At 74.8% G+C, this 21306-nt stretch carries 24 protein-coding genes and 1 tRNA gene; 15 read left to right on the forward strand and 10 right to left on the reverse strand.

Translation table 11 applies throughout. The annotated features are described in order from the left end of the window. Window positions 1–115: 115 nt before the first annotated feature. A complete protein-coding gene (locus CTKZ_RS18025; RefSeq protein ID WP_124344223.1) occupies window positions 116–940 on the forward strand; it encodes a MerR family transcriptional regulator in 825 nt (274 codons plus the stop codon). 163 nt (window positions 941–1103) lie between these two features. Further along, the gene (locus CTKZ_RS18030; RefSeq protein WP_200829809.1) at window positions 1104–1355 is read left to right on the forward strand and encodes a hypothetical protein; all 252 of its coding nucleotides are present in this window, start codon (window positions 1104–1106) and stop codon (window positions 1353–1355) included. 42 nt (window positions 1356–1397) lie between these two features. On the opposite strand, the gene CTKZ_RS18035 is transcribed toward CTKZ_RS18030, so the two are convergent. From CTKZ_RS18035 to CTKZ_RS18045, 3 genes are all read right to left on the reverse strand, one after another. Then, window positions 1398–1470: transfer RNA gene (locus tag CTKZ_RS18035), tRNA-Lys, on the reverse strand. 81 nt (window positions 1471–1551) lie between these two features. Then, window positions 1552–2235, reverse strand: a complete 684-nt coding sequence (locus CTKZ_RS21725; protein ID WP_160142933.1) for a DUF6308 family protein — start codon at window positions 2233–2235, stop codon at window positions 1552–1554. An 84-nt stretch (window positions 2236–2319) separates the two neighbouring features. Continuing rightward, window positions 2320–2646: a hypothetical protein gene (locus CTKZ_RS18045; protein WP_124344224.1), complete on the reverse strand. Its 327-nt coding sequence runs from the start codon at window positions 2644–2646 to the stop codon at window positions 2320–2322. A gap of 142 nt (window positions 2647–2788) precedes the next feature. Between CTKZ_RS18045 and CTKZ_RS18050 the strand changes: the two genes are divergently transcribed. Next, a complete protein-coding gene (locus tag CTKZ_RS18050; RefSeq protein ID WP_235843549.1) occupies window positions 2789–3631 on the forward strand; it encodes a DUF4253 domain-containing protein in 843 nt (280 codons plus the stop codon). A 37-nt stretch (window positions 3632–3668) separates the two neighbouring features. Here the strand turns inward: CTKZ_RS18050 and CTKZ_RS18055 are convergent, their stop codons facing one another. Further along, window positions 3669–4706, reverse strand: coding sequence for a hypothetical protein (locus CTKZ_RS18055; RefSeq protein ID WP_124344226.1), 1038 nt, complete (start codon window positions 4704–4706; stop codon window positions 3669–3671). 101 nt (window positions 4707–4807) lie between these two features. After that, window positions 4808–5866 (reverse strand): hypothetical protein, encoded by a 1059-nt coding sequence (locus CTKZ_RS18060; protein WP_124344227.1) that lies wholly within the window; start codon window positions 5864–5866, stop codon window positions 4808–4810. A gap of 327 nt (window positions 5867–6193) precedes the next feature. On the opposite strand from CTKZ_RS18060, the gene CTKZ_RS18065 reads away from it, so the two are divergent. The 3 genes from CTKZ_RS18065 (at window position 6194) to CTKZ_RS18075 (ending at window position 10072) form a co-directional block, all read left to right on the forward strand. Then, complete coding sequence (locus tag CTKZ_RS18065) at window positions 6194–6586, forward strand: hypothetical protein (RefSeq protein ID WP_124344228.1); 393 nt, start codon at window positions 6194–6196, stop codon at window positions 6584–6586. 254 nt (window positions 6587–6840) lie between these two features. Then, window positions 6841–8121: a DUF4190 domain-containing protein gene (locus CTKZ_RS18070; RefSeq protein ID WP_124344229.1), complete on the forward strand. Its 1281-nt coding sequence runs from the start codon at window positions 6841–6843 to the stop codon at window positions 8119–8121. 328 nt (window positions 8122–8449) lie between these two features. Further along, window positions 8450–10072 (forward strand): vWA domain-containing protein, encoded by a 1623-nt coding sequence (locus tag CTKZ_RS18075; protein WP_124344230.1) that lies wholly within the window; start codon window positions 8450–8452, stop codon window positions 10070–10072. A gap of 42 nt (window positions 10073–10114) precedes the next feature. Here the strand turns inward: CTKZ_RS18075 and CTKZ_RS18080 are convergent, their stop codons facing one another. After that, entirely contained in the window at window positions 10115–11944 is a 1830-nt protein-coding gene (locus tag CTKZ_RS18080) for a glycoside hydrolase family 6 protein (protein ID WP_124344231.1), read from the reverse strand. Window positions 11945–12170: 226 nt separating this feature from the next. On the opposite strand from CTKZ_RS18080, the gene CTKZ_RS18085 reads away from it, so the two are divergent. Further along, window positions 12171–12359 (forward strand): hypothetical protein, encoded by a 189-nt coding sequence (locus CTKZ_RS18085; protein WP_124344232.1) that lies wholly within the window; start codon window positions 12171–12173, stop codon window positions 12357–12359. 97 nt (window positions 12360–12456) lie between these two features. After that, window positions 12457–13143: a helix-turn-helix transcriptional regulator gene (locus CTKZ_RS18090; RefSeq protein ID WP_124344233.1), complete on the forward strand. Its 687-nt coding sequence runs from the start codon at window positions 12457–12459 to the stop codon at window positions 13141–13143. 4 nt (window positions 13144–13147) lie between these two features. On the opposite strand, the gene CTKZ_RS18095 is transcribed toward CTKZ_RS18090, so the two are convergent. Continuing rightward, entirely contained in the window at window positions 13148–13564 is a 417-nt protein-coding gene (locus CTKZ_RS18095) for a hypothetical protein (RefSeq protein WP_124344234.1), read from the reverse strand. 220 nt (window positions 13565–13784) lie between these two features. On the opposite strand from CTKZ_RS18095, the gene CTKZ_RS18100 reads away from it, so the two are divergent. Beyond that, window positions 13785–14399: a dihydrofolate reductase family protein gene (locus tag CTKZ_RS18100; protein ID WP_124344235.1), complete on the forward strand. Its 615-nt coding sequence runs from the start codon at window positions 13785–13787 to the stop codon at window positions 14397–14399. Between the two features lie 30 nt (window positions 14400–14429). Here the strand turns inward: CTKZ_RS18100 and CTKZ_RS18105 are convergent, their stop codons facing one another. Next, on the reverse strand, window positions 14430–15101 hold the full coding sequence (locus CTKZ_RS18105; protein WP_124344236.1) for an arsenate reductase/protein-tyrosine-phosphatase family protein: 672 nt from the start codon (window positions 15099–15101) through the stop codon (window positions 14430–14432). An 86-nt stretch (window positions 15102–15187) separates the two neighbouring features. Here CTKZ_RS18105 and CTKZ_RS18110 point away from each other — a divergent pair, with 86 nt between their 5' ends. Continuing rightward, entirely contained in the window at window positions 15188–15610 is a 423-nt protein-coding gene (locus CTKZ_RS18110) for an arsenate reductase ArsC (protein WP_200829810.1), read from the forward strand. Between the two features lie 14 nt (window positions 15611–15624). On the opposite strand, the gene CTKZ_RS18115 is transcribed toward CTKZ_RS18110, so the two are convergent. Both CTKZ_RS18115 and arsM read right to left on the reverse strand, forming a co-directional pair. Next, a complete protein-coding gene (locus tag CTKZ_RS18115) occupies window positions 15625–15852 on the reverse strand; it encodes a hypothetical protein (RefSeq protein WP_124344237.1) in 228 nt (75 codons plus the stop codon). A 1-nt stretch (window position 15853) separates the two neighbouring features. After that, window positions 15854–16603, reverse strand: coding sequence for an arsenite methyltransferase (arsM, locus tag CTKZ_RS18120; RefSeq protein ID WP_124344238.1), 750 nt, complete (start codon window positions 16601–16603; stop codon window positions 15854–15856). Window positions 16604–16710: 107 nt separating this feature from the next. Here arsM and CTKZ_RS18125 point away from each other — a divergent pair, with 107 nt between their 5' ends. From CTKZ_RS18125 to CTKZ_RS18145, 5 genes are all read left to right on the forward strand, one after another. Further along, window positions 16711–17085: an ArsR/SmtB family transcription factor gene (locus tag CTKZ_RS18125; protein ID WP_124344239.1), complete on the forward strand. Its 375-nt coding sequence runs from the start codon at window positions 16711–16713 to the stop codon at window positions 17083–17085. Between the two features lie 103 nt (window positions 17086–17188). Continuing rightward, window positions 17189–18532, forward strand: coding sequence for a nicotinate phosphoribosyltransferase (locus tag CTKZ_RS18130; RefSeq protein WP_124344240.1), 1344 nt, complete (start codon window positions 17189–17191; stop codon window positions 18530–18532). Window positions 18533–18638: 106 nt separating this feature from the next. Next, on the forward strand, window positions 18639–19241 hold the full coding sequence (locus tag CTKZ_RS18135; protein WP_124344241.1) for an isochorismatase family protein: 603 nt from the start codon (window positions 18639–18641) through the stop codon (window positions 19239–19241). Continuing rightward, window positions 19238–20032, forward strand: a complete 795-nt coding sequence (locus tag CTKZ_RS18140; protein WP_200829811.1) for an NUDIX hydrolase — start codon at window positions 19238–19240, stop codon at window positions 20030–20032. Before CTKZ_RS18135 ends, CTKZ_RS18140 begins: the two co-directional genes overlap by 4 nt. Then, window positions 20029–21306 (forward strand): nitrilase-related carbon-nitrogen hydrolase (locus tag CTKZ_RS18145; protein ID WP_124344243.1); only part of this gene is annotated, 1278 nt, incomplete at its 3' end. The genes CTKZ_RS18140 and CTKZ_RS18145, both read left to right, overlap by 4 nt.

Below are 21306 nucleotides of genomic sequence, written 5' to 3' on the forward strand. Positions count from 1 at the left end.
CCCCCACGGCCGTTCTCGGGGCCGTTGCTGGTGGCGCCCGCGGCGGCCTGCCGCGCCCCCGTCGAGCATGGTGCTTGACCCTCACGCCGTGTCAGGCTCCAGCGTGGTCGACGCCATGTACACCATCGGAGAGTTCGCCGGCATCGGTCGGGTCAGCGTGCGCATGCTGCGCCACTACGACGCGATCGGCCTGCTGCGGCCCGTCCACGTCGACGACCGCACCGGGTACCGCCGCTACGCACCCGCGCAGGTCCCGCACCTGCTGCGCCTCGTCGAGCTTCGCGACCTCGGCGTCGGCCTGGACCGCATCGCGACGGTCCTCACCGCCGACGACGAGCACGCGGCCTTCGCCGAGGTGCTGCGCGAGCGGCTGCGGGAGATCGAGTCGGAGCTCGCGGCCGAGGCCGCCCGCGCCGACCGGATCCGGCGCAAGCTCTCCCAGCTCGAAGGAGAAGTGCCGATGTCCGTCGCAGTCGACTACCGCGCCCTGCCGTCCCTCACCGTCTACGCGCTCGCCGGAGTCGCGCCGGGAATGGGTCCCGAGCACGTCAGCCCCGTCGTCGGACCGCTCATCGAGCGGCTCGACACCGCCCTCGAGGCCGCCGGCCGGCCGATCCTCGAGCCGTCGACCTTCTGGTACGAGCCGCACGACGACGACACCCTCGGCGTCACCGTCTCCTACCCGACCGGCCCGGACCCGCAGCCCGGCGACGGGTACGACGTCGTCGCCCTGCCCTCCGTGCCGCTCGCCGCGACCACGCTCCACCACGGCGACATGAGCGGCATCGGCGAGTCGTGGATGGCGCTGTTCGAGCAGCTCACCGCCGACGGCTACCGCGTCGCCGGACCGACGCGCGAGGTCTACCTCGAGGCCGAGGGCCACGAGCCCGGTCCCGACTGGGTCACCGAGCTCCAGGCCCCCGTCGAGCGGGTGTCCTGACCCCGTCCGGTCGCCGCCCGGCAGCGCACAGGGCGGCGACCGGCCTGGGCGACCGTCCTCGTCGTGCCGAGCGGATCCGATCCGCTGCAGAGATGAACCGTCACCCCCGCGCGCAGCGCGCTGCTACCGCGTCCTGGTGGGCGCCGCTGCCAGACTGACCGCCGTGAACGACCTGCGCAGCCGCCTCGACCTCGCGGTCCGTCGTTCCGTCCTGCGGACGGGGGACCGTGTGCTCTTCGTCGACGAGTGGGCGTCGACGGGCGGCCAGGCCCTGGCGTGCCGGCAGCTCGTCGAGGACGCCGGCGCACGGTGGGCGGGAGCCGCTGTCGTCGTCGACGCGATGGAGAGCTCGGCGGACCGACGCGCGCTCGACCTCCGGGGCGTGCTGCACATCCGCGAGCTGAACCGCCGCTGACCCGCCATGCCTGCCTGTGGGCCGTTCGGTGCTGCTGTGCTGTGGGCCCCGTGGGGATCGAACCCACAACCCGCGGATTAAAAGTCCGCTGCTCTGCCAGTTGAGCTAGAGGCCCCGACGGATGGGACTGTCACCGGGGGACCTCTCGACTGTGGTGTCGTTCGTCCCTGGTGTCAGTCCCGGTCGCGGGTCGAGGCTACGGCACCGCGGGCCCGCCTGATCGGGTGTAGCCCTTGCCGCTCATCCACGCGAGGACGTCGAACACGCGGAGCGCCGAGATCTCGGTGCCGAGGTCGGCGGCGTCGCGGAGGTCGAGCAGGTGTCGGTGGTGAGCCTTGCCGTCCGTGGTGAGCCAGGCGTGCAACGGACCCCAGTACTGGCCCTTGACGATACGGAGCTCGGCGGTGATCACGGTGTCGAGGATCGGGGCCATGTGCGGGCGCTTGCGGGCGAGGAGCTTGGTCGCGGCCGTCTTCCCGATCGTGTCGATCGACCGGAGCTCGCGGTAGAGGGCGCGCAGCGGCCAGTCGTCGCCGACGTCGTCGACCGTGAGGTCTGCGAGAGCGACGTCGGTCGGGACCCTGCGGAGGAGCTGGTGCAGTCGGGCGCGGCGACGCTCGAGGATCTCGAGCGCGGCGTCGCCCTTGATGTTGACGGACAGGAGCGCGACCGCCACGAGGTCCTCGGCGACGAACTCGTCAGCGACGGCCGGTCTGTCACCGCCGCCTCCGAGTCCCTCGAAGCGGGAGCCGGAGAAGCGCCCGCGCGGACGCGGGGCGAAGTACGAGCGCAGCACCCGGACGGCCTCCGCCGAGCCCGAGCTGCTGAGCAAGAACGCGAGCTCGCCTCGAGGCTCGATGGGGCCGTGCTGGGTGGCCATCGCGTCGCCCCTCGTCGATTCCTCACCGGAAGGTCGCTGGCCTGCCGTGCAGCGCGTCGTACCGCGCCACGGCCGCGCTCTGCCCTACGCGTCGGTGAAGTTGCAGGTGATGACGAAGCGGATGTTCTTGTCGAACGTGTAGGTGCGGTCGCCCTCGTTGGCGTCGCCCAGCTCGCTGACGAAGTAGGTCTTGCCGGTCTTGATGACGACGAACGCCACCGGGGACGGCTTGGTGTACGTCCGCACGCCGTGGCCGACGGTGGCCTTCGTGCAGTCGTAGACGCCCTCGTACTCCCACGTCGCCGGGTCGTCGCGCGGGTCCCGCGGGCAGGCCGCGCCGGGTGCGGCGGACGCGAGCAGCGCGGCGCCGGCGAGCGCGGCGGCGGTGAGTGCTAGACGTGCACGGGCCATGGAGTCCCCCTCGAAACGACGGGCACCGCGCGAGTCGTGGTGTCCGGTTTGTCACGGTAGAGGTGACAGTCGCTGCTCCAGAAGGGGCATCCGCGCGATTCACCCGCCGCCCGTTGTCGGTGCTGCGTGGTGCGATGACGCCGTGGCCTGGTGGAGGAAGCGTCGCAGCACCCCTGATCCGATCCGTCCCGGGTCCGCGGACGGCGCGGGGGTGTCCGAGCAGCCGCTCGAACGCGTCGCGGTCCTCGGTGAGACTCCACCCACCGAGGTGATCGGCACGACGAGCACGGGCGACGTGCTGGCGTTCCGCGCGCCCGCCGACGACCTGGTGGCGTGGTGGCGGCAGCTGCGCGCGGAGCACCCGCGCACGGGCCTGTGGCCGGTGCTCCTCGGACCGGAGGTGGGCGACCTGTGCGCGGTGCTGCCCGGTGCTGCCCGCGACGACTACGACCCCGCTGCGGAGCTGGCGCGCGCGGATCGCATGACGCTCGACGACCTGCGGACGCTGCGGGCGCGGCGCACGGAGCGCTACGCCCACCTGGGCGGCGACGACGCGTTCGGCGACGAGGACGACGACGACGCGCTGGCGATGGTCGAGCCCGCCGCGCTGGCCCGCCATCCGGCGACGTTCACCGTGGCGAAGGCCGACGGCCTCGTGGCGCTGGTCCCGGCGGCGCACGGGTGGCAGGTGCCCGTCCTGCTCGGGTGGGACGGCGGCGTGAACTACGACATGGAGCCCGTGGACCACGCGGTCGTCCTGCGCGACTGGTACGAGCGGTTCGGTGCCGAGCTCGTGACGCTCGACGGCGAGCAGGTGCTGGAGCTGTGGGTGGAGCGTCCGCCCGCGAGCACGACGGAGGCGCTCGCGGTGGCGCGTGAGCACTACGAGTACTGCTACGACGTGGTCCACCAGGGCGTCGGCTCGTTGACCGACCTCGCGGGGGACCAGGTCGGGTCGAGGTCCTGGTACTTCTGGTGGGACTGAGCGTCTCGGGCGCGGTGTCGTCGCCGCCGACGGGTGGTCAGCGGCACGGCGTCCAGAGGTGAGGGTGGGCGCCGACGCGCACGAGCGCCTCGTGGCCGCCGTTGATCGCCTGCGGCACCGTGGGGAGCGGCGCGCCGGCCGAGTCGAGCATGAGCTGGAACCCGACGCCGGTCTCGTAGAGGAACGGGCGCAACGGCGGGGTGGCGCGCTCGTCGCGGATCGCGCCGACGACCGTCCCGTCCGCGTCGGCGTCGGTGACCTGGAGGTCGACCGGTGACCCGTCCGGCGTTGGCGCGGGCACCACGTCGTACCCGCCGGAGGAGGTCCACGTGACGACGGCGTCGCCGCGCCCGGTGGTCCGCACGCGGTATCCGACGACCCGGCCGTCGTCGGCGAGAGCGACCGGGACCACCTGGCTGCCGTCGGCGAGCGGCGGCAGCGCGGTGACGCCGCCGGTCGGCGACCAGAGGAGCACCTGCCGGCGGAACGCGCCGGTCGCGTCGGTCCCGGCACCCGACCCGAGGACCCAGCCGGACGCGTTGATCGCGACGGCCTCGGTCGAGCTCCACGCGCCCGAGGGTGGGGGGAGCACGCGTCGCCGGTCGGTCCAGACGAACGCCTCGGTGCGGCCGGGGGAGGCGACGGGGTCGCTCGCGCCCACGACGGTGTTCGCGTCGTTGACGGCGCGGACGGTGTCGTAGCGGTCGGGCGACCGGTCGACGGGCACCAGTGGCAACGGGCCGTCGACGCGCACGGCTTTCGCGATCTCGTACCGCGGGCCCTGCACCGCGGCGGTGCCCGCGACGCGGCCTCCGGGCGAGACGGCGGTCAGCTCGGACCGCAGGCCGCCCTCGATGCCGCCGTACCAGCGGGTGGTGCCCGTGGTCGCCTGCCACGACATCGCGCGGAGGCGGGTGTCGTAGCCGACGACGAGCCCGTCGTCGCCGAGGTCGAGCGCGAACGGGACGGGCACCCGGGTCAGCGACCCGCAGACGGTCCCCGTCCAGCCGGTCGCCGGTGCCGCGTCCGCACGCGCGGGCGTCACCGGCGTGCCCCCGACGGACAGACCGGCCACGACGGCGAGCGCGAGGAGCGCGACGGCAGCGGGTCGACGGCGGCGGCGCGGCCCGCGACGCCGCTCCGACGCGCGGTCGACCGGGCGTCCGGCCCTGGGTGTCAGGCCGCCGGGCACGTCGGGGTCCACAGGTAGGGGCGCTGGTCGGACATCAGGAGCACCTGGCCGGCCTCGCTCATCCGGTAGGGCACGCCGCGCAGCAGCGCCCCGTCGGGCCCGGCCAGGCGGCGGAAGCCGGTGTCCGGGCGGTAGAGGAACGGCAGCGCCGAGCCCGACGTGGGGTCGATGATCGTCCCGACCGCACCGCCGCGGTCGTCGGCGGAGATGACCTGCAGGTCGCCGCCGGGCGACGGCACGAACGTGTACCCCGCGGTCGGCGACCACGTGACGAGCGCGTCGTCGTCCCAGTCGGGGGTCAGACGGTGGCCGGTGATGCCACCCTGCTCGTCGATGTGCTCGGCGACGAAGATGGCGTCGTCGGGCAGCGGCGGGAGCTCGAGGACGCTCCGGTCCGGGCGCCAGACGAGCACCCGGTGGTGGTACACGCCCTGCGCGTCGAGGTGGTAGCCCCCGCCGAGCACCCACCCGGCCTCGTTGACCGACCGGGTCTGCACGAACCGGTACGAGGCGTCGGGCGTCGGGAGCACGTGCTTGCGGTCGGTCCACACGAACGGCTCGGTCGCGCCCTGCGCGCCGAGGACCTCGCTCGTGCCGACGACGACGTTGGCGTCGTTGACGTCGTGCACCTGGTCGGCGGTCCGCAGCGAGCGGTCCACCGGGCGCAGGGGGAGCGGGCCCTCGACGCGCACGGCCTTCGCCGGGTTCGTCGTCGGGCCGTCGACCTCGGCGACGCCTGCGACGCGTCCGCCCCCGCTGATCGCGCTGATCTCCGAGGACAGGCCGCCCTCGATGCCGCCGTACCAGCGGTAGGTCCCGGTCCGGGAGTCCCAGGACGCCGCCCGGGTCCGTCGGTCGTACCCGACGACGACGCCCGCGTCGTCCACGTCACGGGCGACGGTCAACGGGACCTCGGTGCGCGAGCCGCACACCGAGCCCTGCCACCCCGTCACGGGTGGGTCGTCGGCGGCGGCCGGTGGCACGGCGACGGCGGTGCCGAGCGAGGCGGCGAGGATCGAGCTCAGGACGAGATGACGTCGCACGGAAGTGCCCCCTGTGTGCGGGTCGCCGCCGCAGCGGCCGACCGATGGTGCGGAGACGGGGTCGTGCCCCGTCCCGCTCATGCTGCGGGCGACGTCGCCGAGCGGCGACCGGAGTCCACCGGCCGGGCGCGTGCGGTCGACGACCGGGCCCGGGGGCGGGTGTGACGCGAAGGGCGAGGGGGCGTGGGCTGCCGGTGGGCGTCACCGCGGGTGAAATACGGACGAAACGCCCGAAAGTGCCACGCGAGGCGGGCAGACTTGCGACCTCACGACTGGGTGAGAGCGCTCTCAGCGCGCGATGACCTCAACGGAAGGCCGGCCAAGCAGATGACCGACATCCCCGATCTCACCGACTGGCTCGTGGCGCAGCCCGACCTGTTCGAGACGAAGAAGAAGCTCTTCGGCAAGACCGTGATCCACAAGCCGTCGGGCGAGAAGGTGGTCGAGGGGTACCGCTACTTCCGCTCGAGCATCGACGAGCTCGTCACCGCCTTCGAGAGCGGCGACCTGGCCGCGGTGCAGGCGCTCGAGTACGCGGTCGACGAGGACGGGGACGCCGACACCAGCGCTGTCGCGCTGCTGCTCGCGTACACCAAGAGCGGCGCGTTCCTCGCGGCGCAGCCGGAGGAGTACCAGGACTACGTGCCCGTGCGCGTGCGTGAGCCGCGCTTCTTCCCGGGCTCGACCGCGCTGGTCGAGAGCCTCGACCAGACGAGCTGACCGCCGGCACGTCGTCGGACGGGCGGCGCCGCGGACAGGGGGCGCGGCGCCGCCTCGCGTCACCGGGGTGCCGCCCGTCGCGCGTCGCCCGCGGCCTTTCGCGTGCCGCCCGTCGCGCGTCGCCCGCGGCCTTTCGCGTGCCGCCCATGGCGCGCGTCACTCGCGGTCGTCACCGCCGGTGCGGCGGCCCGGCGCGCGGGTGAACCGCGGCAGGAGCGGTCCGGAGCGGCCTTCCGCTCCGTTACGGTGCGCCGGTGAGCGAGCACACGGGACACGAGACGGGCGGGACGCCGTTCGCACCGCCGAGCGGCCGACGCCCCGGACCCGACCTGACGAAGGCCGGCGAGTCGGCGGCTCCCGCAGCGGAGGCCTCCCCGTTCGCCGCGCCCGCCGCGCAGCAGGCGTCGCCGTTCGCGCCGCCCGGCCCCGCCGCCCAACCCGGCCCCTCCGCCCAGGCGGGCACCCCCGTGCCGCCCGGCCCGTACGCCCAGCCGGGCTCGTACGCCCAGCCCGGCGTGTACGCCCAGCCCGGCCCATACACGCAGCCCGGCTCATACACGCAGCCCGGCCCGTATGCCCAGCTCGGCTCGTACGGCCCGGCTGATCCGTACGCGCAGCCCGGCCCGTACGCCCAGCCCGGCCCGTACGCCCAGCCCGGCGCGGCCCCGCAGCCGCCGACGTACGGCCATGCCGCTCCCGCTGCTCAGCCGTCCGCCTTCGGTCAGCCGGCGCCGTACGGGGCGCCCGCCCCCGCGACGCCGACCTACGGCGCCGCCCCCGGCTACGGGTCGCCGTACGGGGGGCCGCCGGCCTACGGCGCACCCGGTCCGTACGGCGGTGCGCCCGCGTACGGGGCGCCGTTCGGGTACGGGCCCGCGGCCCAGCCGCCGACGGAGGCCCTGGCGATCGCGTCGCTCGCCACGAGCGTCGGTGGCCTGCTGCTGCTCGGCGGCGTCCCGGGACCGGTCGGTCTGGGTCTGGGCATCGGGGCGTTGCGGCGGATCCGCCGGCGCGGCACCCGGGGTCGCGGGATGGCGATCGCGGGTGTGGTCGTCGGGGCGGTGAGCACGCTGGTCTTCGTGGGCTGGGTGTGGCTCGCGGTCTGGGCGGCGTCGAACCCGGACTTCGCGAGCGACGCGTCGGCGGAGCTGCCCGACTACACCCTGCGCTCGGACCTGGTGGTCGGCGACTGCCTGGAGGAGTACCCGAACGCGCTCGACCTCGGGACGGCGGGTCCGGTGGACTGCGGCCAGCCGCACGCGCTGGAGATCGTGGCGGTGCTGCCGCTGTCGGCTCCGGTCGACACGTATGCGGACCCGAGCGACGCCGGGTACGACGAGGGGTTCGCGGAGTGCGCCGCGCAGATCGACCGTGGCGCGCCGGAGCTGCTGGACGAGTGGACGGTGTGGACCGACGTGAGCTTCCCGCACCCGGACGACTGGGCGACGGGCGCGACGTCGGCGTACTGCGCCGTGGCGACCGACTACCCGGACCTGCAGGGGTCGGTGCTCGACGGCACGGTCACCGCGCCGTAGCCGCGGCACGGCCGCACCGCGAGCGCCGGACGGGCTTTGTCCGGATCGTCCTGACGCATTGTCAGGTCCATTGATGCCGACGCAGCGCGCCTTTTCGTGAATGATTCCCCGAGCATTTCCCACGGGATGTCGACGAGCGCACCGGCGCGGTGCGCCGAGCGGTCGGGCGGCGAGTTGGCTGGTCACGGGTGTGTCTCGGCCCGGTCACGACCGACTCTGAAAAGCCGCTGGTCGTGACCTGAACGGGACGTGCACGTGACGGGCCCGTGCTGGCGGTGACCCGTTCCGGACCGCAAGGCTTCAGTCCTCGGACAAATGGAGGCGACTGATGCGCGGACGGATCTCGGCGGGGGCACTCGTGACGGCAGGGCTGCGGGCGGGCAGGCGAGGGCGGGCGCGGGCGTCGACCCGCGCGACGGCGGTCGTGGCGGCGGCCACCCTCGTCGGCGCGCTCGCGGCGTGCAGCGCGGGCGACTCGGGTGCGGACATGGACATGTCGCAGGCCGAGGGCGGCTACGACGACTCGTTCTCCACCGAGGAGTGGCGCGACGTCCCCCTGGACGACCAGGAGGAGTACGACGACTCCCCGGAGCAGCCGTTCCAGGACGTGCGGACGAGCCCGCTGTCGACCTTCTCCTCCGACGTCGACACCGCGTCGTACAGCAACCTGCGCCGCCAGCTGCGGCAGGGTGTCGCGCCGGAGGGGGTGCGGATCGAGGAGCTCGTCAACTACTTCGACTACGACTACCCGGCGCCGGACCCGGACGCGGCGGACCCGTTCACGGTGACGACGCAGGTCGCCGACGCGCCGTGGGCGCCGGACCACCGGCTCGCGATGATCGGCGTGCAGGCGACGGCGGAGAAGCCGACGAGCCGCGGTAACAACATCGTCTTCCTGCTCGACGTCTCCGGGTCGATGGACGAGCCCAACAAGCTGCCGCTGCTCGCGGAGTCGTTCTCGCTCCTGGTCGAGCAGCTCGACGAGGACGACACGGTGTCGATCGTGACGTACGCGGGGAGCAACCAGGTGCTCGCGGACTCGGTGCCGGGCGACCACCGTCGTGAGCTGGTGGGGATCCTGCGCGAGCTGCGGGCGGGCGGCTCGACGGGCGGCGCGGCCGGGCTCGAGACGGCGTACGAGCTGGCGACGGAGAACTTCGTCGAGGGCGGCAACAACCGGGTGATCCTCGCGACCGACGGCGACTTCAACGTCGGCCCGTCGACGCCCGAGCAGGTGACGGACCTCATCGAGGAGCACGCGAAGACCGGCGTCTACGTCTCGGTCCTGGGCTTCGGGATGGGCAACCTCAAGGACGTCACGATGGAGGCCATCGCCGACCACGGGAACGGCAACTACGCCTACATCGACACCCTCGAGGAGGCGCGCAAAGTCCTGGTCGACGAGTTCGACTCGACGATGTTCGTCGTCGCGCAGGACCTCAAGGTGCAGGTCGAGCTCAACCCCGCGACGGTCTCGCGCTACCGGCTGCTGGGCTACGACAACCGGCGGCTCGAGGACGAGGAGTTCGACGACGACACGAAGGACGCGGGCGACGTCGGCGCGGGCCACTCGGTGACGGCGTTCTACGAGCTCGTGCCGGCGGACGGCGCGTCGGCGGAGGACGACCTCGACTACCAGGACGTCGAGCCGGGCGGCTCCGACGACTTCCTCACCGTGCACGTCCGCTACAAGCAGCCGGGCGGGGACGCGAGCACCGAGGTGGTCTTCCCGGCGGGGTCGGACACGTACACGACGCGCCCGACGGCGGACTTCCGGTTCGCGTCGGCCGTCGCCGAGTTCGGTCTGGCGGTCTCCCGGTCGGAGCACGCGGCGGACGCGAGCCCGGCCCGGGCCCGGGACCGGGCGCGCGAGGCCCTCGGCGAGGACCCGTACGGCCTGCGCTCGGAGTTCGTCGGCCTGGTCGACGACTACGTGCGGATGACGGGCTGAGCCCCGGCCCGACGGGACGTGCCTCCTCGGGCTGGCGGTCGCTCACCACGCGGCGCGCGACGCCAGCCCGAGGAGGTACTCCTCCCACAGCCGCCCGGCGGCGGGACCGCCCGCGCAGGTCCCGTCGCTGAGCCCGACGGTCTTGACCCACAGGTCGGCGACGTGCGGGCCGTCGAGCGTCGCGCGGGGCGGCGACCCCAGCGCGCGCCCTGCGGGGTTGCACCACACGGTCCCGTCGGGCCCGGCCAGCGCACCGGTGCCGTTGCGCGACGTGTCGACGACGAACGACGCACCGCCCAGCAGCGCCGACAGGTAGCGCCCGTACGCGACCTCGTGCTCGGAGCGCTGGAAGTTCGACGTGTTGACCGCGAACCCCGCGGCCTGGTCCACACCGGCAGCGCGCAGCCGCAGCGCCATGTCGCGCAGCGCGACCGTCCCCCACCCGAAGCTGTTGCTGCTCGCGGCGTCGAGGTAGACCTCGGCACCCGCACGCGTCAGGGCCCCGACGGCGTACCGGAGCATCGCGAGACGCGCGTCGCGGTCACCGCACCGCTCGAGGTGCAGCAGCGCGTCCGGCTCGACGACGACGACCGCCTTCGCGCGCGCCAGCCCGGCGGCCACCTGGTCGATCCACGCCCGGTACTCGCCGGCCGTCGCGAACCCGCCCGCGGAGAGCCCGCCGCAGTCGCGGTCCGGGATGGCGTACGTGACGAGGACGGGTGTCTGCCCGGCGGCGGCCGCCGTGGCGGCGTACGCCCGGACCGACGACGCGACGGTCGCGGTGGCGTCCTGCGGGCCGAGCCACCGTGCCGAGCCCTGCGCGGCGGCCTTCGCGAGCAGCGCGGCGTCGGTGTCCCGCCCGTCGGCGCGGGCGTCCTGGGCAGCGCGAGCGGCCGGCGAGGTCGGGTCGACGTACTGCGGCCGGGCCGCGAGCACGGTGGTCTGCGGTCGCTCGTCGAGCGCGGCGCCGGAGCTCGTCGTCGTGCCGGGACGCGTCCCGCCGAGCCCGCCCGACACGACGGGCAGCGGCTCGGGCAGCGGCAGCGAGACGACGGTCGGCACGCGCTCGGCGGGCGTGTCGGGCGTCGACCAGACCGACGCGTGCGTCGCGGAGATCAGGTAGGCGCGGCCGTGGTCCTTGACGACGAGCCGCGCGCCCGGCGACGTCGTGCCGGTCGACCACAGCACCGCGCCGTCCGTGCCGACGACGCGCAGGTCGCCCTCGGGTGCCACGACGGCGGACGCCCCGGCGCGCGTCGCGGGGGACCGCCACACCGTCCGGTCGGCGGCCGTGAGCACGAGCGCGCCGTCCGTGCCCATGGTCAGCCGGACGGTGCCGTCGGGGCTCGTGACGGACTCGCGTGGCAGCAGCAGGCCACCCGACGGGACACGGTCGGCGACGGTCGTCCGCAGGGTCGGGCCGGGCACCCCCGCACTCTTCCACGCGACGGTCCCGGCGGTGCTGATCGTGTAGAGCACCCCGTCGGGCTTGAGCACGGTCCGCGCACCGGGCGACGCCGTCGCCGTCGTCCAGAGCACCGCGTCGGCACGCGACCGGACCTCGAGCGCGCCGCCCGCCTGCTGCACGAGCCACGCGCCGGGGTTGCCGGTCGTCCCCGTGTGCCACAGGACGCGTCCGCCGAGGCTCAGCGTCACGTCGCCGCCCGCCCCGACGGCCAGCACGTGCGCGCTCCCCACGGCGTGCAGTCCGTCGCCGGCGGCGAGTGCCTGACCCGTCAGCAGGCGGTCCGTCGGGCCCTGGGCCGACGCCGGCAGCGGCACGGTGACGGAGAGGACGACGGCGACGGCGGCGACGAGGTGCACGGCGGCCGAGAGGGCGCGTCCGGTCCCGCGGGTCGTTCGGCGCAGCACTGACGGGGGCATGGTGGGGCTCCAGCGCAGGGGGTGGGTTCGCCGGTCGCATCGGCCGCCGGGTCACGACGTTGAGGCGACGCGAGGCACGTCACGCCGTCGCGTGCCCGGTGACCGTCCGGAGCGCGGCGGTCCGTGGGGGTCCGCCGTGTTCGCGCCCGCCCGCCCACGCACTCACCTGTTGTCTGCCGGACGTGAGCAGGTGCGACGCCGTACCCTCGCGGTCATGCCGCTGCTGCCGGTCCGCACCTCCACCCGATGGGTCCTCGTCGCCGTCTTCGTCGCGATCGGAGTCGTCGCCGCCCTCGTGGGCAACGGGTGGACGGTGCTCGGCATGGCGCTGGGGGCCGTCGGCCAGGTCGCGAGCCTGCTGCACGAGCGCCGGAAGGCGGCGCAGGGGCCGACCACGACCTGACGCGTCGCACGGCAGCTGGGGGCGCTCCAACGGACATCTCCGTCGACGATAGAGTCGGCGCGGCGCATGCAGGCCGCCGGTGCGAGGGAGGTGGCGGGTGTCGGACGACGCGTTCGCCGCGGACGTGACCGCGCTCGCCGCGCTCGGCGAGCCGGTCCGTCGCGCCCTCTACGGCTACGTCGTCGCGCAGGACGCGTCGGTCGGCCGGGAGGCCGCCGCCGCCGGGGTGGGCGTCCCGACCCACGTCGCGAAGTTCCACCTCGACAAGCTGCTCGACGCGGGACTGCTGGAGGTCGAGTACCGCCGCCCGCCCGGGCGTGGCGGGCCGGGGGCGGGGCGCCCCACGAAGCTGTACCGCCGGGCGGGGCGTGACGTGGCGGTGAGCCTGCCCGCGCGCCGCTACGACCTCGCCGGTCGCGTCCTGGCCGAGGCGATCGCGGCCGCCCGCCGGGACGGGACGGCGGTGGGGGACGCGCTCGCGACCACGGCCCGCGAGGTGGGGCGCCGCCTCGTCGGGCACGCCGACGTCGACGCCGCCGTGCCCGACCAGGAGGCGGTGGCCCGGGTCCTGGCCCGGCACGGGTACGAGCCGCGCGCCGCCGACGGCGAGGTCCTGCTGACGAGCTGCCCGTTCGAGCGGCTCGCGGCCGACCTCCCCGACGTCGTGTGCGTGATGAACCGCGACCTCGTCGACGGGGTGCTCGACGCGGTCTGCCCCGGAGCGCTCGAGGCGCGGCTGGATCCCGGCGCGGGGCGCTGCTGCGTCGTCGTCGGGCAGCCGTGAGCGGTCAGAGGTGGCCCGGGGTGCAGCCGGGCGTGTAGTACCCCGTGACGGTCGCGGCGCGGCTGGTCGAACGGTTGCCCGCGAGGTCGACGGCCTGGACGCGCACCGCGTTGGGGCCGGGCTGCCGCAGGTGCAGGATCGCCCACATCCCGCTCGAGCCCTTGTCCTCGAGGGCGCCGATGTCGACGCCGTTCGCGAGCACGCGGTACCGGATCTGGTCCTGCGGCGTGACGTCGTCGGTGACCTTCGGGACTCCGACGATGAGCATCAGGCACTGGAACCCGCCGGCGTACCCGTAGAGCGGGGTGCCGGGCGGCGTCGTGTCCGTGGCGGCGCCGGCCGAGGTGGCGCCGGCGAGCGCGGTGGTGAGGGCGGTGATCGCGGCGACGGTCGCGGTCCGGACGAGTCGGTGTCGGGACATGCGGTCCTCCTGGGACCGGTGGTGGTGGGCGTCGTGGACGCGGGCGCCCGCTGCGGGACGCCGGGGGGAGAGCGCACAGAGCGTTCTAAAATAGATGTCTGTCGACGTTAGACCCGACACCCGGCCGCGGCAACCCGCGACCGGCCGTGCACCGGGGGTGGACGGTCGCCCGACGCTGCGCTCGAATGGTCGCCGGGCCAGGACCGTTCGAGGAGGAACCGTGGGCCGCCTGCACATCGACCTGTTCGTCACGCTCGACGGCGTCGCCCAGGCGCCGGGCGGGCCCGAGGAGGACACGTCGGGCGGCTTCCCGTTCGGCGGCTGGCAGGCGCCGCTGCCCGACGACATGGTCGGCCGCGAGGTGACCGCCGGGATCGAGGGCATGGACGCGCTGCTGCTCGGCCGTCGGACGTACGACATCTTCGCCGCGTACTGGCCGCAGCACGCGGACACGATCGGTCGCCGGCTCAACGCGGTGCCGAAGTACGTCGCGAGCCGCGGGACGCCGGAGCTGACCTGGGACCGCTCGACGCTGCTCGGCCCCGACCTCGCCGCCGAGGTGCGCGCGCTGCGCGACCGGCACGAGAGCACGCACGTCATCGGCAGCGTCGACCTCGTCCAGACGCTGCTCGCGGAGCGGTTGTTCGACGTGCTGACCCTGTGGGTCCACCCGATCGTGCTCGGCCAGGGCAAGAAGGTGTTCCCCGACGGGGTCCGGGCCTCGGGGCTGCGTCTGCTCGAGCCACCCGCGGTCGGCAGCCACGGCGTCGTCCAGCTCCGGTACGCGCCGACGGGCGAGGACCCGGCGACGGGCGACATGACCGTCGACGGGTGAGCCGGTCGCCCGACCGGTGCTGACCGCGCCTCAGGCGACGACGAGCCGCGGTGCGAGCGCGCCGATGCGGCGGTCGAGCTCGTGCACCGTGCGGTCGAACGCGTCCGAGGAGCCGTCGCGCACGGGATCCGGGAGGGACCAGTGCACGTCGGCGCGGAGCCCGACCTCCTCGTGCGCCCGGTCGCACACGGTGATGACGAGGTCGTCGTCGCGGCGGACGGCGTCCACGGTGCGCGGTTCCGCACCGCGCAGGTCGAGGCCGTGCCGTGCGGCCGCCGCGAGGGCGCCCGGGGCGATCGCGCCGGCCGGGTGCGTGCCGCCGGACGCGGCCGGGATCTCGCTGGTGCGTCGCCAGACGGCGACGGCGAGGTGCGAGCGGGCGGAGTTGGCGGTGCACACGAACAGCACCCGGGGCGGTCGCAGGAGCGCGGTCGTGACCGGCCCGAGCTCGGAGGGCAGGAGGCGCAGGTAGGTGCGGCGGCGGTCCCCCTCGGACCGGGTGCGTTCGACCAGGCCGTGCTCGACGAGGACGTTGACGTGATGGGCGAGCAGGTTGGAGGGCAGGGCGAGCGCGAGCGCGAGCTCGGACGGTGAGGCGTCGCCCTGCGACAGCAGGTCGACGACGGCGAGCCGTCCGGGGTCGGAGAGCGCCGCGTGGAGCGCAGCGCGCCGCTCGACCGCCGCCATCCACTCAGTGTCCATTGAGTCAATGTTGACTGACTGAACGCCGCCGAGCAAGATGTGACACCCCGGAGCCGCCAGGCCCGCCGCCGCCTCGAGGAGCAGCCGTGACCGCGACCGACAAGCCCAGCGTCCTGTTCGTGTGCGTCCACAACGCCGGGCGCTCGCAGATGGCCGCCGGGTTCCTCTCGGCACTGTCGGCCGGCGCGGTCGAGGTCCGGTCGGCCGGTTCGGCGCCCGCCGCGCAGGTGAACCCCGTCGCCGTCGCGGCGATGGCCGAGGTCGGCGTCGACATCGCCGCCGAGCAGCCCAAGGTCCTCACGAGCGACGCGGTGCAGGCGTCCGACGTCGTGGTGACCATGGGCTGCGGCGACGCGTGCCCCTACTTCCCGGGCGTGCGCTACGAGGACTGGGTGCTCGACGACCCGGCCGGGCAGGGCATCGAGGCCGTGCGGCCCATCCGCGACGAGATCCGTGGGCGCGTCGTCGGACTGCTCGACTCCCTCGGGGTCCCCGTCGTCGCCTCGTAGCGCAGCCCAGGGGCTCAGGCGGCGCAGCAGGCCGCGGGCGAGCGGTCCGCGCTGACGGTGAGCCGCTGCCGTGCGGCGAGCACCATCCTCCGGCCGGCGTCGGCGGCGCGCGTGCCGACCCGCGACCACCGGAGGTGAGGCTCGGGCGTGGTGCGCTCGCGGACGAGCAGGGCGACGGCGAGCGCGCGGTCGAGCTCGCGCTGCTGCTGCTGGTGGAGCGTGAGGAACAGCTCGGGGTGCATGTCAGGCCTCCGGCTTGCGTGCGTGGACGATCGCGCCGTGCATGCCGTCCGCGACCCGGTGGGTGAAGGTGACGGCGGTGTCGACGAACCCGGCGGCGGCCAGCCCGTCGAGGTACTCCTGCCGCGACAGCGCGCCGGCGATGCAGCCGACGTAGGAGCCGCGCTCGGCGCGCTGCTCGGGCGTGAGGTCGTCCTCGGCGACGACGTCGGAGATGCCGACTCGGCCGCCGGGGACGAGCACGCGGAAGACCTCGCCCAGGACGGCGGGCTTGTCGGGGGAGAGGTTCACGACGCAGTTCGAGATGACGACGTCGACGGACGCGTCGTCGAGCGGCAGGTCCTCGATGGTGCCCTGGTGGAAGGCGACGTTGGTCGCGCCGGCCCGCTCGGCGTTGGCGCGCGCGAGGGCCAGCATCTCCTCGGTCATGTCGACGCCGTGCGCGAAGCCCGTCGGTCCGACGCGCTTCGCGGACAGCAGGACGTCGATGCCCCCGCCGCTGCCGAGGTCGAGCACGCGCTCGCCCTCCCGGAGCTCGGCGACGGCCGTCGGGTTGCCGCACCCGAGCGAGACGAGCTGCGCCTCGACGGGGATGCCGGTCAGCTCGGACGGGTCGTAGAGCGCGGCGCCGAACGTCTGCGACTCGTCGCTCGGCCCGCAGCCGCCCCCACCGCCGCAACAGCCGGCGTCGCCGCCGACCTGACGCGCCGCCTCGGCGTACTTCTCCCGGACCTGCTCGCGGATGTCGGACATCCCGCACCTCCTCATATCGATGAACGTCGATGTGCTCCGACCCTGCACCCATGCATCGATCACTGTCAATATCGACAACCATCGATTTCCAGTCATAGACTCGTCGCATGGCTGCCATGGATCTGCTGCCCGTCGTCTCCGAGCCCGCCGCGTGCTGCACGCCCGCCGCGGCACCGACCATCAGTGCGGACGACGCGACGCGGCTCGCCCGCACGCTCAAGGCGATGGCGGATCCCACCCGCCTCCGGCTCCTCTCGCTCATCGCGGCCCACGAGGGCGGGGAGGCGTGCGTGTGTGACCTCATCGAGCCCGTCGGGCTGAGCCAGCCGACGGTGTCGCACCACCTCAAGCAGCTGACGGAGGCCGGGCTCGTCACCCGGGAGAAGCGCGGGGTGTGGGCCTACTTCACGATCGTGCCCGGCGCGGTCGATGCCGTGACGCAGCACCTCGGCGCCCATCTGACGGTCCACGCGGAGGGCTAACGGGGGCGTCCGGACGTGGCGCGCGGCTGGCGCCGTCGTCCGATCGAGTCAATCTGACTCGATCTGGTTGCGCGCAGACCTCGGGACGACGCATAGTGTCAACATGACTCGAAGCGACGGCGGCACTGACACCCTCCCGAGCACCGCTCTGCTGACCGACCACTACGAGCTCACGATGCTCCGGGCCGCGCTGGCCGACGGCACCGCCCACCACCAGGCCGTCTTCGAGGCCTTCGCACGCCGACTCCCCGCCGGTCGCCGCTACGGCGTCGTCGCCGGGCTGGGCCGGCTCGTCGAGGCGATCCAGGCGTTCCGCTTCACCGACGCCCAGGTCGCGTGGCTCGAGGAGCAGGGGATCGCCGACGCGCGCACCGCCGCCTACCTGCGCGACTACCGCTTCACGGGCCAGGTCGACGCGTACCGCGAGGGCGAGATCTGCTTCCCCGGCAGCCCGGTCCTCACCGTGACCGGCACGTTCGCCGAGTGCGTCGTCCTGGAGACGCTCGTCCTGTCGGTCCTCAACCACGACTCGGCGGTCGCGTCGGCGGCGGCCCGCATGGTGACGGCGGCGCGCGGCCGGACGCTCCTGGAGATGGGCAGCCGCCGCACCGGCGAGGCGTCGGCGGTCGCCGCAGCCCGGGCCGCGTACGTCGCGGGGTTCGACGCGACCAGCAACCTCGAGGCCGGCTTCCGGTACGGCGTCCCGACGCGGGGGACCGCGGCGCACGCCTTCACGCTCGCGCACACCGACGAGCGCGCCGCGTTCGCGTCGCAGGTCGCCGCGCTCGGCACCGGGACCACGCTCCTCGTCGACACCTACGACACGGCCACCGGCATCGAGAACGCCGTCGCCGTCGCCGGACCCGCGCTCGGCGCCGTCCGGATCGACTCCGGGGACCTGGCCGCCGAGGCCCGCGCCGCCCGCGCCCGGCTCGACGCGCTCGGCGCGACGAGCACCCGGATCGCGGTGACGTCGGACCTCGACGAGCACACGATCGACGCCCTCGCCGACGTCCCCGTCGACGTCTACGGCGCCGGAACGCGACTCGTCGGCGGGTCGGGCCACCCGACGGCGGGCATGGTCTACAAGCTCGTCGCGGTCGCCGACCGGCCCGGCGCCGACGCCCCGCTGCGTCCCGTCGCGAAGACGGCGGCCGGCAAGGCGAGCACCGGCGGTCGCAAGACGGCCCACCGCGAGCTCGACGCCCGGGGCCGCGCGGTCCGCGAGACGGTCGTCGTCGGACCCGCGACCGACGTCCCCGGCCGCGCGCTGCAGGTCGCCGTGATCCGCGACGGGCACGTCGTGCACGCCCCGACGCTCGACGAGGTCCGCGCGCACCACCGCGGCGCCAAGGCCGAGCTGCTGCCCGCCGACCTCGACCTCGCCGACGGGAGCCCGCGCCTCGTCGCGGCAGCCGCCGCCGACCTCGCCGGGAGCGCCGCATGACCCCGCGCCCCGTCCCCACCCGCACCTCCACCACCGTCGCGCGCCACCCGCGCGGGCGGGCCACCGGGCGCCGCACCGCGACGCCGCTCCTGGGAAGGACCGCAGCATGAAGAGCGCCCTCATCGTCGTCGACGTCCAGAACGACTTCTGCGAGGGCGGCGCGCTCGCCGTCGCGGGCGGGGCCGAGGCCGCCGCCCGGATCACCGACTACGTCAAGCGGCACGGCGCCGAGTACGACACGGTCGTCGCGACGCGCGACTGGCACGCACCGCTGCCGGACACGAACGACGGCCACTTCGCCGCCGACGGCGAGGGGCCCGACTACGTGACGACGTGGCCCGTGCACTGCGTCGCGGGCACGTCGGGCGCCGAGTACCACCCGAACCTCGTGCTCCCGGAGCGGACCGTGCACGTCGTCAAGGGCGAGTCGCGGCAGGACTACTCGGGCTTCCAGGGCCGCGTGGTCGACGCCCCGGACGGGCTCGGGCGGCTGGCCGACCTGCTCCTCGCGCGGAACGTCGCGCACGTCGACGTCGTCGGGATCGCGACGGACTTTTGCGTCGCGTCGACCGCGATCGACGCCCGCCGCCGCGCCGCGACGGTCGTCACGGTGCTGACGGACCTGACGGCCGCGGTGTCGGCGCCGACCGCGATCAAGGCCCTGACCGAGCTGACCGGGCGCGGCGTGCGGCTCGAGGAGTCGCGGTGAGCGCGGCGAAGGCTCCGGACGGGTACGACGCGAGCGACTACCCGCCGTTCGCGGTGACGGTCGACCTGGCGATCTTCACGATCCGCGACGGCCACCTGAAGGTCCTGCTCGTCCAGCGGGCCGACGACCCGTACGCGGGCGCGTGGGCGCTGCCGGGCGGGTTCGTCGGCATCGACGAGGACGCGACGACGGCCGCGTGGCGCGAGCTCGCCGAGGAGACGGGGCTCGAGCGGTTCGACGGGCACCTCGAGCAGCTCGCGACCTACTCGGCGCCCGAGCGCGACCCCCGTATGCGGGTCGTGTCCGTCGCGCACGTGGCGTTCGCGCCGAACCTGCCCGACCCGCGGGCCGGGTCCGACGCGGCCGCCGCGCACTGGTGGGACGTCGACGACCTGTTCCTGCCCGGCCTGACGCTCACGGGCGACCCGACCGACGCGCCCGACCTGGCCTTCGACCACGCGCAGATCCTCACCGACGCGGTCGACCGCGTCGCCGCGAAGCTCGAGTACACGACGCTCGCGACCGCGTTCGTCGAGACGCCGTTCACGCTGTCCGAGCTCCGGCACGTCTACGAGACGGTGTGGGGCGTCCGGCTGGACCCCGGCAACTTCCGCCGCAAGGCCGAGACGGGCTCGCTCGCGACCAAGGACCCGGGCACCGACCCGCGGCCGACCGGCGGCCGTCGCGCCGCCGTGTACCGCCCCACCGGCACCGCCGCGCTGCAGCCGCCCATGCTGCGCCCCGACGGTGCCCGCGCGAAGACCACCGCGACCACCGGAGGACCCCGATGACCAGCCCGGCGACCCTGCGGGTCGCGCTCGCCCAGCTGCCCGTCCGCGTCGGCGACCTCGCCGGCAACCGCGCCGCCATCCGCGCCGCCTCCGCGTGGGCGGAGTCGGTCGACGCGGACGTGCTGCTCACCCCCGAGATGTCCGTGACGGGCTACCCCGTCGAGGACCTGCTCGCCGAGCCCGGGTTCGTCGACGCCGCCGCGCGGTCCGTCGACGACCTCGCCGCCACGTCCGGCCACGTCGTCACGGTCGTCGGGGCACCGCTGCCGACCGACCGGCTCCCCGTCGCCGGCGGCGCGCGCGCCCTCGGGTCGACGCTCGACGCGGTCGTCCGGCCCCTGCGCAACGCCGCCGCGGTGCTCGCCGACGGCCGCGTCCAGGGCGCGCACGCCAAGACCCTGCTGCCGACGTACTCGGTGTTCGACGACGCGCGGCACTTCGGCGCCGGACGCCGCGACCAGGCGCTGTTCGCGGTCCCGACACCGCACGGCCCGGTCACCGTCGCGCTGCTGGTGTGCGAGGACGTGTGGGACCCGACTCTCGTCGCCGAGGTCGCCGCCGCGGGTGCGCAGGCGGTGCTCGTGACCAACGCGAGCCCGTACGAGGTCGGCAAACCCGCACGGCGGCTCGCCGTGCTGCGGGCCGCGGCCGTCGCGGGCGCCGTCCCCGTCGCCTACGTCAACGCGTCCGGCGGGCAGGACGAGGTCGTGTTCGACGGCGGGTCGCTCGTCGTCGACGCCGACGGGCAGCTGCTCGCCCGCGCCGCCGCGTTCACGCCCGACCGGCTGGTCCTCGACCTGCCCGTCGCCCCCGCACGGCCCGTGACGCGCGACGTCGTGCAGGTCGACCGCGGGGCCGTCCCGGCGCGCCGGTCGCTCGCCGCACCGACCGTCGCCCCGCCGCTCGACCCCCACGACGAGGTCTGGACCGCGCTCGTCACCGGCGTCCGCGACTACTGCACGCGCGTCGGCCTGCCCCGGGTCGTCCTCGGGCTGTCCGGCGGGGTCGACTCCGCGCTGGCGGCCACGATCGCGGTCGACGCGCTCGGCCCGGACGCCGTGCGCGGTGTCGGCATGCCCGGCCCGTACTCGTCGCCGGGCTCGGTCGACGACGCCGCCGCGCTCGCCGCGAACCTGGGCATCCGGTTCGACGTCGTCCCGATCGCCGACGCCTACGCCGAGCGCAGGACGGCGCTGGCGGACGTCGTCGGCGGCCCCGGGACCGGCGCCGACCCGGTCGCGTGGGAGAACCTCCAGGCCCGGCTGCGCGGCACG

Origin of the sequence: Cellulomonas algicola, assembly GCF_003851725.1 — a bacterium.
In the GTDB taxonomy this organism is placed as follows: domain Bacteria; phylum Actinomycetota; class Actinomycetes; order Actinomycetales; family Cellulomonadaceae; genus Cellulomonas; species Cellulomonas algicola.